13 protein-coding genes are annotated in these 12,291 nt (G+C 69.4%); 8 read left to right on the top strand and 5 right to left on the bottom strand.

The window, feature by feature from the left end:
• Nucleotides 1-112: 112 nt before the first annotated feature.
• Entirely contained in the window at nt 113-589 is a 477-nt protein-coding gene (locus OG798_RS37635) for a hypothetical protein (RefSeq protein ID WP_120985462.1), read from the top strand.
• Between the two features lie 66 nt (nt 590-655).
• Here the strand turns inward: OG798_RS37635 and OG798_RS37630 are convergent, their stop codons facing one another.
• On the bottom strand, nt 656-1,348 hold the full coding sequence (locus OG798_RS37630; RefSeq protein ID WP_267062987.1) for a response regulator: 693 nt from the start codon (nt 1,346-1,348) through the stop codon (nt 656-658).
• 35 nt (nt 1,349-1,383) lie between these two features.
• Complete coding sequence (locus OG798_RS37625; protein ID WP_328758389.1) at nt 1,384-2,439, bottom strand: HAMP domain-containing sensor histidine kinase; 1,056 nt, start codon at nt 2,437-2,439, stop codon at nt 1,384-1,386.
• 244 nt (nt 2,440-2,683) lie between these two features.
• On the opposite strand from OG798_RS37625, the gene OG798_RS37620 reads away from it, so the two are divergent.
• Together OG798_RS37620 and OG798_RS37615 are read left to right on the top strand one after the other, a co-directional pair.
• Nucleotides 2,684-3,169: a cation:proton antiporter regulatory subunit gene (locus OG798_RS37620; protein ID WP_121414837.1), complete on the top strand. Its 486-nt coding sequence runs from the start codon at nt 2,684-2,686 to the stop codon at nt 3,167-3,169.
• Between the two features lie 4 nt (nt 3,170-3,173).
• Nucleotides 3,174-4,433, top strand: a complete 1,260-nt coding sequence (locus OG798_RS37615) for a cation:proton antiporter (RefSeq protein ID WP_121414838.1) — start codon at nt 3,174-3,176, stop codon at nt 4,431-4,433.
• A gap of 24 nt (nt 4,434-4,457) precedes the next feature.
• Here the strand turns inward: OG798_RS37615 and OG798_RS37610 are convergent, their stop codons facing one another.
• Complete coding sequence (locus OG798_RS37610) at nt 4,458-4,919, bottom strand: MazG nucleotide pyrophosphohydrolase domain-containing protein (RefSeq protein WP_267062984.1); 462 nt, start codon at nt 4,917-4,919, stop codon at nt 4,458-4,460.
• A gap of 287 nt (nt 4,920-5,206) precedes the next feature.
• On the opposite strand from OG798_RS37610, the gene OG798_RS37605 reads away from it, so the two are divergent.
• Entirely contained in the window at nt 5,207-6,205 is a 999-nt protein-coding gene (locus tag OG798_RS37605) for a TAXI family TRAP transporter solute-binding subunit (protein WP_095852247.1), read from the top strand.
• Nucleotides 6,206-6,274: 69 nt separating this feature from the next.
• Here the strand turns inward: OG798_RS37605 and OG798_RS37600 are convergent, their stop codons facing one another.
• Entirely contained in the window at nt 6,275-7,684 is a 1,410-nt protein-coding gene (locus OG798_RS37600; protein WP_067375181.1) for a sensor histidine kinase, read from the bottom strand.
• Between the two features lie 9 nt (nt 7,685-7,693).
• A complete protein-coding gene (locus OG798_RS37595; protein ID WP_267062983.1) occupies nt 7,694-8,380 on the bottom strand; it encodes a response regulator transcription factor in 687 nt (228 codons plus the stop codon).
• A gap of 297 nt (nt 8,381-8,677) precedes the next feature.
• On the opposite strand from OG798_RS37595, the gene OG798_RS37590 reads away from it, so the two are divergent.
• The 4 genes from OG798_RS37590 (at nt 8,678) to OG798_RS37575 (ending at nt 12,153) form a co-directional block, all read left to right on the top strand.
• Nucleotides 8,678-9,454, top strand: a complete 777-nt coding sequence (locus OG798_RS37590) for an amino acid ABC transporter ATP-binding protein (RefSeq protein WP_121414840.1) — start codon at nt 8,678-8,680, stop codon at nt 9,452-9,454.
• A gap of 223 nt (nt 9,455-9,677) precedes the next feature.
• A complete protein-coding gene (locus OG798_RS37585; protein WP_121414841.1) occupies nt 9,678-10,514 on the top strand; it encodes a glutamate ABC transporter substrate-binding protein in 837 nt (278 codons plus the stop codon).
• 74 nt (nt 10,515-10,588) lie between these two features.
• Nucleotides 10,589-11,254, top strand: a complete 666-nt coding sequence (locus OG798_RS37580) for an amino acid ABC transporter permease (protein ID WP_095852251.1) — start codon at nt 10,589-10,591, stop codon at nt 11,252-11,254.
• Entirely contained in the window at nt 11,251-12,153 is a 903-nt protein-coding gene (locus OG798_RS37575) for an amino acid ABC transporter permease (RefSeq protein ID WP_267062982.1), read from the top strand. Before OG798_RS37580 ends, OG798_RS37575 begins: the two co-directional genes overlap by 4 nt.
• Nucleotides 12,154-12,291 lie beyond the last annotated feature (138 nt).

The following is a 12,291-nucleotide window of genomic DNA, read 5'->3' as shown; positions in this document are numbered from 1 at the left end:
ACACTCGTCCGGTCGCAGGCTCGGCCCTCACGTGGATAACCTCAAAAGCGAACATTTCGCCCATATGGGCGTGATCCGTTTGTGGGGGGACCCGTCACGTCAGGAGTCACACGTGAATTCCACACTCCGCAGCCGCTGTGCCAAGGCGATCGGCGCCGGCGCGCTCTCCGTCGCTCTGCTGTCGGCCGGGACGGCGGGCGCCTTCGCCGCGTCCCCGAGCGCGGCCTCACCGCGTCCGAAGCCGATCATGACCAGCAGCGCGAAGCCGACCGGGACCAGCACCGCGAAGCCGAGCAAGTCCGGCTCGCCCATGGCCAACGGTTCGATCACTGCCAGGGTGAGCAAGGTCCAGGTGAAGCCCGGCCAGTCGGTGACGTTCACCGGACGCGCCAAGGGAGTGAAGGTCGGCACCAAGGTGGTGCTGCTGCACATGCACAACGGTAAGTGGACTCCTCTGAAGTCCAGCACCGTGCTCAAGAACGGCAGCAGCTACTCCCTGGTCACCAAGTTCAACAACAAGGGCAAGGAGCAGCTTCGGGTCATGGCGGGCAAGATCGTCTCGCCCACCGTCGTCGTGACGGTGAAGTGATCCGGCGGCACCGCCAAGAGAGGGCCGACCCGTGCACGGGTCGGCCCTTTCCCTGTCCGGCCCGGGTCATGGCTCGATGAGCCCGGCCCGGATCGCGTACCGGGTGAGTTCGAGGCGGTCGCGCAGGCCGAGCTTCTGCAGCAGGTTCGCCCGGTGGCTCTCCACGGTCTTGGCGCTGATGTAGAGCAGTTCGGCGATCTCCTTCGTCGTATGGCCCTCGGCGACCAGCTTGAGTACCTCCTCCTCGCGGTCGGTGACGGTCCGCACGGGCAGTGCCTCGCCGCGCCGCATCCGCTCCAGATAGGTGCGTACGAGCGCGGTCTCGGCGCCGGGATAGATGAACGGCTCGTCGCGCATCGCCGCACGGCACGCCTCGACCAGGTCGCGGTCGGCGACCGACTTCAGTACGTATCCGCAGGCCCCCGCCTTGAGCGCCTCGAAGAAGTACTGCTCGTTGTCGTACATCGTCAGGATGAGGATGCGCAGGTCGGGAAGGCGGCGGGAGAGTTCGCGGGCCGCCTGGAGCCCGGTCATCCGGGGCATCGAGATGTCGAGGACGGCGAGGTCCACGTCCGTGTCGCGGGCCCGCGCGACCGCTTCGGCTCCGTCCCCGGCCTCGGCCACGACGTTCAGATCCGGTTCGCCGTCCAGGATGAGCCGTACGCCACGGCGCACGAGTGTGTGGTCGTCGGCGAGCAGAACCCGAGTGGGCCGGCCCCCGCCGGGCTGCCGGTCGGGCACGGACGACATGGACGACATGGACGGAACGGACGACCTGGGCGGCACGGACGACGTCATCGGTCTCCCTCGAAAGCGGTCGCGGCGCGGAACTGCGGCGGTACGCCGGTCTCCGATGCGCCTGTCGTCGATACGCCGGTCTCCGACGCGCCTGACTTCGTCGAGATGCACAGCCGTACGTCGGTCCCCGCCCCCGGCCCGGCCCCGACCAAGAGCGCGGCGCCGATCAGCAGGGCGCGCTCCCGCATACCGCTGATCCCCGCCCCCTCCCGCAGCCGGCCGGGGCCCTTGCCGTTGTCCCGTACGAGGAGCTCGACGCCGTCGCCGCCGTCATCACCGTCCGCGCCGACGACCCGCCGCAACCGCAGTTCGGCGCGATCGGCGCCCGCGTGCCGGGCCGTGTTGGTGAGCCCTTCCTGAGCCACCCGGTAGACCACGAGTTCCGTCTCCTCGGTCAGCGGCGGCAAATCTCCGTCGAGGTGGTGGCGTATGGACAGGCCGTGCGTGGTGAACTCGGCCGCCAGCGACCGCAGCGCGCTGTGCAGACCGAGTTCCTCCAGGACCCCGGGGCGCAGCCGGCGGGCGATACGGCGGATCTCGTCCAGGCTGCCGCGGGTCGCCTCCTGTGCCTGCCGCACCTCCTCCCGCAGTTCCCCGGGCACCTGGTCGGCGACCCGTTTGAGCTGCAGCAGCACGGCGGTCAGGGTCTGGCCCACCTCGTCGTGGAGCTCCTGGGAGATACGCCGGCGCTCGCCCTCCTGCGCGGAGAGCGCGCGGGCCGAGCTGGTGGCGCGCTCGGTCTCCAGCCGGTCGAGCATGGTGTTGTACGTGGTGATCAGCCCGGCGACCTCCGCGGGCCCGGTGACGGGTGCCCGGGCCCCGGGATGCAGCAGGTCGGCGGTGGCCATGGCCCGGCCGAGCCGTTGCAGCGGGGCCAGTCCTATCCGCAGCACGAGCGCGTTGACGACGAGCAGCACCGCGAGTCCCGCGACGACGACCAGCACCTCGCCCGGCAGTATCGGCGTCGACACGGTGACCGGGCCCAGCAGCAGCGCGGTGGCCACGGTCAGGCCCGCGGCATTGAGCAGGAAGATCCGCCGGAACAGCGACACGTTCTTCTGTCCGTCCCTTCCTGTCCCTCCGGCCCTTCCGAGCTGCGGCGACGCCGCTGTCCCGGTCAGCTTCGCGCCTGTCGAGCGGTCGTGTCCATCCGTGCCAACACCCATGTCGCCACCGTACGGGGGATGGCAGCATGACCGTTTTGCACGGGAACGCAGGACCGCCACTCGACGAGCGACACGACGCGACGCGACGACCAACCGACTCGATGAACAACTCGATGAACAAGGGGAGACCATGTCCACGCCACGCCTTCGGGCGACGCCACTGCCGGGCATCGGGGTCCAGTACGACCTCATGACGCGCGAACAGCGCCACCTGTCGGTGGTGGCGCACCGCGACGGCGCCCGCACCGTGAGCGTGTACCGCGCCGACGACCCCGACTCCTGCGCCCAGTCGCTGCGGCTGACGAGCGGCGAGGCGGCCTCGCTGATCGACGCGCTGAAGCCCTCCCACCACAGCCCGAGCCTGCTCTACACCACCGACCTCGGGCTGATCGCCGAGCGCATCGAGATCGCCGCGACCTCCCGTTGGAACGGCCGGGTGCTGGGCGAGACCCGGATGCGGACCGAGACCGGCGCTTCGGTGGTGGCGGTGCTGCGCCGCGCCGAGGCCATCCCCTCGCCGGCCCCGGACTTCCGGCTGGCGGGCGGGGACACCCTGATCGTCGTCGGCACCCGAGAAGGCGTCGACGGCGCCGCGACGATACTCGGACGGGAGTGAGCGCGTGCACTCTGCTGTTCTGCTGATCGAGTTCGGCGCCATCATCCTCTGTCTCGGGCTGCTGGGGCGGGCCGCCGCCCGGCTGCGGTTCTCCCCCATCCCGCTGTATCTGCTGGCCGGTCTGGCCTTCGGCGAGGGCGGGCTGCTCCCGCTCGGCGCGAGCGAGGAGTTCGTCGCCACCGGCGCCGAGATCGGCGTCATCCTGCTCCTGCTGATGCTCGGCCTGGAGTACACGGCCAGCGATCTGGTCTCCAACCTCAAGGCCCACTACCCCTCGGGCCTGGTCGACTGCGCCCTCAACGCCCTGCCCGGCGCGGCCGCCGCGCTGCTGCTCGGCTGGGGTCCGGTGGCCGCCGTGGTCCTGGCGGGCGTCACCTGGATCTCCTCGTCCGGTGTCATCGCCAAGGTGCTGGGCGACCTGGGGCGGGTGGGCAACCGGGAGACACCGGTGATCCTCAGCATCCTCGTCCTGGAGGACCTGGCGATGGCGGTCTACCTGCCCATCGTCACCGCGCTGGTGGCCGGGGTCGGGCTGGCCGCGGGCAGTGTGACGCTCGCGATCGCCCTGGGAGCCGCCGGACTCGTCCTGTTCGTGGCCGTCCGCTACGGCCGTGTCATCTCCCGCTTCGTCTCCAGCGACGACCCCGAGAAGCTGCTGCTCGTCGTGCTGGGCCTGACGATCCTCGTCGCGGGCCTCGCACAGCAGCTCCAGGTCTCCGCCGCCGTCGGGGCGTTCCTGGTCGGCATCGCCCTGTCCGGGGAGGTCGCGGAGGGCGCGCACACGCTGCTCAGCCCGTTGCGGGATCTCTTCGCGGCGATCTTCTTCGTCTTCTTCGGGCTGCACACCGACCCGGCGAGCATTCCGCCGGTGCTGCTGCCCGCGCTCGCGCTGGCCGTCGTCACGGCTCTGACGAAGATCGCCACCGGGTACTGGGCGGCGCGCCGGGCCGGTATCTCCGTGGGTGGCCGGTGGCGAGCGGGCGGCGCGCTGGTCGCGCGCGGCGAGTTCTCCATCGTCATCGCCGGGCTCGCGGTCACGGCCGGCATCGAACCCTCACTCGGCCCGCTGGCCACGGCGTACGTGCTGATCCTGGTCGTACTCGGCCCGCTCACCGCCCGCTACACCCAGCCGCTGGCCGATCGGCTCACGGCCCGGTTCGGTCTCCCCGAGCGCCGGGGCCCCGCGGCACGGCCCGAGGAGGCCGAACCGGAACAGCCCGAGGCGGAGGGCGAGGCACGACAGCAGACCGCCGTCGGGGACTGAGCCAGGCCGATCGGGCAGAGGAGCCTACGCGTCCGCGCCCCTCCACCCCTGCCCCCGCAGTACCTCCGACACGTCCGGCGCCCGGTAGTGCTCCCCCTTGAGGACCTTGCCGTCGGCCCGGCGGGCGACGCGGCCGTCGGGGCCCAGCTTCGTCATGTTGGAGCGGTGGACCTCGGCGATCACCGCGTCGAGGTCGATGCCATGGACGAGCGCGGTGCCGTACGCCACGTACACGACGTCGGCCAGCTCGTGCGCCAGCCGGTCCAGCGGGCCCGAGACCGAGACCTCGGCGACTTCGGCGGCCTCCTCGGCGAGCAGTTCACCACGGTGGGCGGCGAGCGCCGGGGAGACCTCCGTCGGTGTGCTGCGCGCGTCGAGCCCGAAGGCGAGGTGGAACTCACGGACCAGGGAAGCGGGGGAAGGAGACGCGGGGGAGAGATCGGGAGACGCGGAAGAAGTGACCGGGGACTCGGGCGAGGTCTGCATCCGCCGACCATACCGAGCCCGATTCCCCGCCCTCGTCGAGCATTCCGAGCCCGATTCCCCGCCCTCGTCGAGCATTCCGAGCCCGGCTCCCCTCCCTCGTCGAGCATTCCGAGTCCGATTCCCTGCCCTCACCGACCATTTCGAGCCCGGTCCCCCTCCCCCGTCGACCGTGCCGAGCCCGGTGCCCCGCCCCCGCCGGCCCGCTGCCGCACCTCTCCCGCCCCCCTCTCGCCCTCTCTCGGCCCCGCCCTGGTCAGGACGGCCCCCCGGCTGGCAGGATCGCGCGCATGTTCCTGCCACTCCCCCGTATCGACCGGCGCCGCGCGCTGTTCGGCTCGGCCGCCGCGCTCGTGGTGTTCGGGCTGCTGTTGTGGTGGCTGCTGCCGCTGGGCGAGGAGTCGCCGGGCGGCAGGATCACGTTCAGCACGGGCACCCCGACCGGGGTGTATCAGAAGTACGGCACGCTCCTGCAGACCGCGCTCGCCAAGGACATGCCGCGCCTGGACGTCCGGCTGAAGAACAGCGACGGCTCGCAGGAGAACGTCCGCCGGGTGGCCACGGGCCAGGCCGACTTCACCATCGCGGCGGCCGACGCGGTGGAGACGTACATCCTGGAGAACAAGCCGGGATCGGGCCAACTGCGCGGCTGCGCCCGGCTGTACGACGACTATGTGCACCTGGTCGTCCCGCGCTCCTCGTCCGTGCAGTCGGTGGCGGACCTGCGGGGCAAAAGGGTCGCCGTGGGGCCGGACGGTTCCGGGGTACGGCTGATAGCGGAGCATGTCCTGCAGGCGGCCGGGCTCGACTCCGCGAAGGACATCAAGCCGTTTCCGGACGGCATCGGCACCATGCCGGACCTGCTCGTACACCACAAGATCGACGCCTTCTTCTGGTCGGGCGGTCTGCCGACGAGCGCGGTGCAGCAGCTCTCGAAGCGCTTCGCCGTCAGGCTGGTGCCGATCGCCGGCGACCTCGTCGCGAAGCTGCACGAGCAGGGCGGCGCGTCCCGCTACTACCGGTCCGCGGTGATGCCCGCCGACGCCTACCCCGAGGCCCAGCAGGGCTCGTCCGTGCAGACGCTGGCGGTGGCGAACTTCCTGATCACCCGGGAGGACTCGGACGCCCGGCTCACCGAGGAACTCACCCGTACGGTGATCAACAGCCGCGACGGCATCGGCCGTCAGGTGCACGCGGCCCAGCTGGTGGACCTGCGCACGGCCATCTACACGGACCCGCTGCCCCTGCACGAGGGCGCTCGGCGCTACTACCGATCGGTCAAGCCGTAGCGAGGGCCGCCTCCCGGCCGCACCACCCTGCCGCGCCCCGGCCGCAACCCCCGGTCGTGGCCGCCCCGCTCACGACTCGGGCCGCGACCTGGGCACCGTCACCGTCACCTTGAGGCCGTGCGGCTCGTGACGGGCGTACGCGATGGAGCCGCCGCCCGCCGACAGCAGCACCCGCGAGATGGACAGGCCGAGGCCCGAGCCCTTGATGTTCTGGTGCCCCGCGCTGCGCCAGAAGCGGTCGCCGATGCGGGCCAGTTCCTCGTCGCTGAGGCCCGGACCGCGGTCGGTGACGACCACCGTCGAGACCTCGCCGTTCGACGCGACCGCCACCTCGACGTCCTCGCCCTCGGGCGTGAACTTCAGCGCGTTGTCGATCACCGCGTCCAGAGCGCTGGACAGGGTGACCGGGTCGGCCCAGGCGGTGGTGGCCGGGCAGGTGCCGGTGAGGCGTACACCCCTGCTGTCGGCCAGTGGTGACCAGGACGCGACGCGCTCGGCCGCCAGCTCACCGATGTCGGTCAGCCGCAGGTCCGCCTCGGCGTGCTCGGCGAGCGCCAGGTCGAGCAGGTCGTCAAGGACCTCGGCGAGGCGCTTGCCCTCGGTGCGGACCGACGCGATCTCCTCATTGTCCTCCGGCAGTTCGAGCGCGAGCAGTTCAATGCGCAGCAGCAGCGCCGAGAGCGGGTTGCGCAACTGGTGGGAGGCGTCGGCGACGAAGGCGCGCTGCTGCTCCAGGACGTCTTCGACGTTGTCCGCCATCTCGTTGAACGACCGGGCCAGGCGCCTGAGTTCCGGCGGACCGCCCGCGACCGCGACCCGCGACTTCAGCCGCCCGGTCGCGATGTCGTGGGTGGTGGCGTCGAGGACGCGTACGGGCTTGAGCACCCAGCCGGTCAGCCGCAGCGCCGCGCCGAGGGCGAGGAGCATCGCGGCGACCTCGCCCGCGCCGATGATCACCCAGCCGTGCAGGATCTTCGAACGCATCTGTCCGGTGGGCGAGTCGGTGACCACGACCGCGATGACGTCACCGTCCCGGATGACCGGCGAGGCGACGACGAGCCGGTCGCGCTGCCACGGCCAGACCTGCTCCGGGTCGTGGCTGCGGCGGCCCAGGAGCGCCTCGTTGAAGGCCTCGCGCCCCTCGCCCTTCGCGACCATGTACCAGTTCTCGGGCGCGTTGGCCATGGGGGCCAGGTCGCGGTAGAAGACGCCGACACGGATGCCGTACACCTCGTAGTACGCGACGAGTTCCTTGCGCAGGGTCTCCCCGCGCTCGTCCGTCGTGCCCACTCGGGAGCCGCCGGCCGGCTGCTCGGTGACGAACTGCGCGAGGGCGGCGAAGCGTGCCGTGTCGTCGATGCGGTCGACGACCACACGCTGTTGCTCGGCGGCCGCGACGCTCACGGCGAGCGGAATGCCGAGCGCGAGCAGCACGGCTGCCATCAGGACGATGAGCAGCGGAAGGAGGCGGGTGCGCACCGGTGCACGCTACGCCGTGGGAGCGACGAGCCGGTACCCCACGCCGCGCACGGTCTCGATCAGCGCCGGCATGCGCAGCTTGGAACGCAGGGACGCGACATGCACCTCCAGGGTGCGCCCGGTCCCCTCCCAACTGGTCCGCCACACCTCACTGATGATCTGTTCCCGGCGGAAGACCACCCCGGGCCGCTGGGCGAGCAGCGCGAGCAGGTCGAACTCCTTGCGGGTCAGTTGGACCACCGAACCGTCGACGCTGACCTGGCGGGTGGGCAGTTCGATGCGGACCGGCCCGAGCCGCAGCGCGGTGTCCCCGGAGCCGCCGGTGTCGTCGGGGACGCTGCGCCGACTGACGGCGTGGATACGGGCGAGCAGTTCCCCGGTGTCGTAGGGCTTCACCACGTAGTCGTCGGCGCCGAGGTTGAGGCCGTGGATCCGGGACCGTACGTCGGAGCGGGCGGTGACCATGATCACCGGAGTGCTGGTGCGTTTGCGGATCTTGCCGCAGACCTCGTAGCCGTCCTGGTCCGGCAGGCCCAGGTCGAGCAGGACCACACCGAAGCCGTCGCTCTCCGGAACCAGCGCCTGCAGGGCCTCCTCGCCGCTGCGGGCGTGCGTGACGTCGAAGCCGTGTCGCGCCAGCACCGCGGACAGGGCCGCCGCGACGTGGTTGTCGTCCTCGACGAGCAGCAGTCTCATTCCGGCCCCCTCCGGTTCATCGGTCGTACGGTCCGATCCTGTTGGATCGCGGCGCACACGCGTGTGCACCAAGGAAGTCACGCCGATGGATCACGACCGCGTCAAGAGGCTTCGGGTCGCGGAGGGCTTCCGTTACCCACCCGGTACGCGGCCGGCACGGGGCCGCGCGACAACTGCTACGACACGTGTCCGATTGCTACCGGATCGTGATGCTCAAGTTCCCCTCAGATGTAATGACGCTGGTCGCACGGGGTCACTACTGTCCACCGAAACCGAGGAGGACGGAGCCCCAGAGCGATGACCGAAGTATCGGTGGCCAAGGATGCCGTGGCCGCGACCGAGGACCTGGTCGTCCTGAAGAGCGTCAACAAGCACTTCGGCGCGTTGCACGTGCTCCAGGACATCGACCTGACGATCGCGCGCGGCGAGGTCGTCGTGGTCATCGGGCCCTCAGGGTCCGGGAAGTCCACCCTGTGCCGCACCATCAACCGCCTGGAGACGATCGATTCGGGCGACATCACCATCGACGGCAAGCCGCTGCCCGACGAGGGCAAGGCACTGGCCCGGCTGCGGGCCGACGTGGGCATGGTCTTCCAGTCCTTCAACCTCTTCGCGCACAAGACGGTGCTCGAGAACGTGATGCTGGGTCAGATCAAGGTCCGCAAGGCCGACAAGAAGGCGGCCGAGGAGAAGGCCCGCGGACTGCTCGACCGGGTGGGTGTGGGCACCCAGGCGGACAAGTACCCCGCGCAGTTGTCGGGCGGCCAGCAGCAACGGGTCGCGATCGCCCGGGCGTTGGCGATGGACCCCAAGGTCATGCTCTTCGACGAGCCGACCTCGGCGCTCGACCCCGAGATGATCAACGAGGTCCTGGAGGTCATGCAGCAGCTCGCGCGCGACGGCATGACGATGATCGTCGTCACTCATGAGATGGGCTTCGCTCGTTCGGCTGCCAACCGCGTGGTCTTCATGGCCGACGGTCGCATCGTCGAAGAGGCCGTGCCGGAGCAGTTCTTCAGCAATCCCCGCAGCGACCGCGCCAAGGACTTCCTGTCGAAGATCCTTCACCACTGACGGCCTGCGCTTCTTCCTCACTGAAGTGCGTTCCTGAACTGACGTCCATCGCTTGCGTTCCTGAACTGACGCCATCGCTTGCGTTCCTGAACTGACGCCATCGCTTGCGTTCCTGAACTGACGCCATCGCTTGCGTTCCTGAACTGACGTCCATCGCTTGCGTTCATCACTGAAGCCCATGCCTGAAGACCTGCATCTCCTCCCCACCCAAAGGATGTTCACCATGAAGCTCCGTAAGGTCACCGCCGCCTCGGCCGTCGTGCTCGCGCTCGCCGTGACCGCCACGGCGTGCGGTTCGGACGACAAGAAGGACAGCGACTCCTCCGGCGGCGACAAGAAGATCACCGTCGGCATCAAGTTCGACCAGCCGGGCATCGGCCAGAAGACCCCGCAGGGCTACGCGGGCTTCGACGTCGACGTCGCCACCTACGTCGCCGGAAAGCTCGGCTACAAGCCCGACCAGATCCAGTGGAGGGAAACGAAGAGCGCCGACCGCGAGAACGCGCTCTCGCGCGGTGACGTCGACTTCATCGCCGCCTCCTACTCGATCACCCCCAAGCGCCAGCAGAAGGTCGACTTCGCCGGCCCCTACCTGCTCGCCCACCAGGACGTGCTGATCCGCGCCGACGACGCCACCATCAAGTCGCCGTCGGACCTCAACAGCAAGAAGCTGTGTTCCGTGACCGGTTCGACCTCGGCGCAGAACGTGCACGACACGCTGGCGCCCAAGGCCCAGCTCCAGAATCTCCCGACGTACTCGGCCTGCCTGACGGGTCTGCAGAACAAGGCGATCGACGCCCTGACGACGGACGACTCGATCCTCGCCGGTTACGCCTCACAGGCCGCCTTCAAGGGCAAGTTCAAGCTCGGCGGCTTCAAGATGACCAACGAGAACTACGGCATCGGCGTCAAGAAGGGCAGCGACCTCAAGGCCAAGATCAACACGGCGCTCGAGGCGATGGTCTCCGACGGTTCCTGGCAGAAGGCCGTGGACAAGAACTTCGGTCCGGCGCAGTACAAGAACGAGCCCGCTCCGAAGATCGGCAACATCGTCAGCTGATGTAGGGCCCGCCGGTGCGCCGCCCTCGGGGGCGGCGCACCCGGGCATCACCACACGCGGAAGCGCGGGAAATCGTGTTCGACTTTCTTCAAGGTTACGACCTGCTGGGAGCGTTCTGGATGACGGTGAAGCTCACCGTCCTCTCAGCCGTCGGCTCCCTCATATGGGGAACCCTGCTGGCCGGTATGCGGGTCGGTCCGGTGCCTCTCATGCGCGGTTTCGGCACCGCCTACGTGAACATCGTGCGGAACATCCCGCTGACCGTGATCATCCTGTTCACCTCGCTGGGCCTCAACCAGACCCTCGGGGTCAGTCTCGGCGCGGACAAGTTCGATACGATCAACTTCCGGCTGGCCGTGCTCGGTCTGATCGCGTACACCTCGGCCTTCGTCTGTGAGGCGCTGCGCTCTGGCATCAACACCGTGCCCGTCGGGCAGGCGGAGGCGGCCCGCGCCATCGGTCTGAACTTCACCCAGGTCCTCACCCTGATCGTGCTTCCCCAGGCGTTCCGTTCGGTCGTCGGTCCGCTGACGAACGTGCTGATCGCCCTGACGAAGAACACCACGGTGGCGGCCGCGATCGGTGTCGCCGAAGCGGCCACCCTGATGAAGTCCATGATCGAGAACGAGGCCCAACTCATCGCGATCTCCGCCGTCTTCGCCTTCGGGTTCATGTGTCTGACGCTGCCGACCGGCCTCCTCCTCGGCTGGGTGGGCAAGAAGGTGGCGGTGAAGCGATGACGTCCGTCCTGTACGACGCCCAGGGCCCTCGCGCCAAGCGGCGCAACATCCTCTACTCGGCGCTGTTCCTGGTCGCCTTCGCGGCCCTGTTGTGGTGGGTGATCACCAGCCTCAATGACAAGGACCAGCTCGCCTGGGAGAAGTGGAAGCCCTTCGTCCATGGCGAGGCCTGGAGCACGTACCTCTGGCCGGGCCTGCAGAACACCCTGAAGGCCGCGGCCCTCGCCATGGTCATCGCCCTGCCGCTCGGCGCCTTCTTCGGCATAGCCCGGCTCTCCGACCACGCCTGGATCCGGATACCCGCGGCCGCGATCGTGGAGTTCTTCCGCGCCATCCCGGTGCTGGTCCTGATGATCTTCGCCCTCGCCGCGTACTCCGAGTACACGAACATCGGCCCGGACGACCGTCCGCTCTACGCGGTCTTCACGGGACTGGTGCTCTACAACTCCTCGGTCCTCGCGGAGATCGTCCGCGCGGGCATCCTGTCGCTGCCCAAGGGGCAGTCCGAGGCGGCCATGGCCGTCGGTCTGCGCAAGAACCAGGTCATGCGGTTCATCCTGCTGCCGCAGGCGGTCACCGCGATGCTGCCGGCGATCGTCAGCCAGCTCGTCGTGATCGTGAAGGACACCGCGATCGGCGGCGCGGTCCTCACCTTCCCCGAGCTGCTTGCTTCCGTCGGCCCGATGAGCGCGTACTACGGCGCGAACACCATCGCCAGCTTCACCGTCGTGGCCCTGATCTACATCGCGCTCAACTTCAGCCTCACGAGCTTCGCGAGCTGGCTGGAGGGTCGACTGCGGCGCGGCAAGAAGTCGACGGGCGTGGTGCTCGCGCCGGCCGCGGTCGGGGGCACGGAGTCGACCGGCGCGGGCGGTACGGGCGGCGGCATCTCCATCTGACGGATCCTCACTCTTCGTCGGCGTCAACGGGGGCAGTGGCATGATCGCCACTGCCCCCGTCACTTGACGCAAGCACCGGCAATGGGTTGCATACGTTCTGTGATCGTGCACCCCGTTCCAACTGCCTGTTCCCGACCG

It is taken from the genome of Streptomyces sp. NBC_00271, from assembly GCF_036178845.1.
In the GTDB taxonomy this organism is placed as follows: Bacteria; Actinomycetota; Actinomycetes; order Streptomycetales; family Streptomycetaceae; genus Streptomyces.
Note: the sequence above shows the minus strand (reverse complement) of the source record. Positions and strands in the feature narration are given on the sequence as shown.

Excerpts from the sequence above, each read along its gene's own strand:
- OG798_RS37620 (WP_121414837.1), top strand. The coding sequence starts at position 2,684 with ATGTCCACGCCACGCCTTCGGGCGACGCCACTGCCGGGCATCGGGGTC.
- OG798_RS37590 (WP_121414840.1), top strand. The coding sequence starts at position 8,678 with ATGACCGAAGTATCGGTGGCCAAGGATGCCGTGGCCGCGACCGAGGAC.
- OG798_RS37595 (WP_267062983.1), bottom strand. The coding sequence starts at position 8,380 with ATGAGACTGCTGCTCGTCGAGGACGACAACCACGTCGCGGCGGCCCTG.
- OG798_RS37575 (WP_267062982.1), top strand. The coding sequence starts at position 11,251 with ATGACGTCCGTCCTGTACGACGCCCAGGGCCCTCGCGCCAAGCGGCGC.
- OG798_RS37610 (WP_267062984.1), bottom strand. The coding sequence starts at position 4,919 with ATGCAGACCTCGCCCGAGTCCCCGGTCACTTCTTCCGCGTCTCCCGAT.
- OG798_RS37605 (WP_095852247.1), top strand. The coding sequence starts at position 5,207 with ATGTTCCTGCCACTCCCCCGTATCGACCGGCGCCGCGCGCTGTTCGGC.
- OG798_RS37630 (WP_267062987.1), bottom strand. The coding sequence starts at position 1,348 with ATGTCGTCCATGTCGTCCGTGCCCGACCGGCAGCCCGGCGGGGGCCGG.
- OG798_RS37585 (WP_121414841.1), top strand. The coding sequence starts at position 9,678 with ATGAAGCTCCGTAAGGTCACCGCCGCCTCGGCCGTCGTGCTCGCGCTC.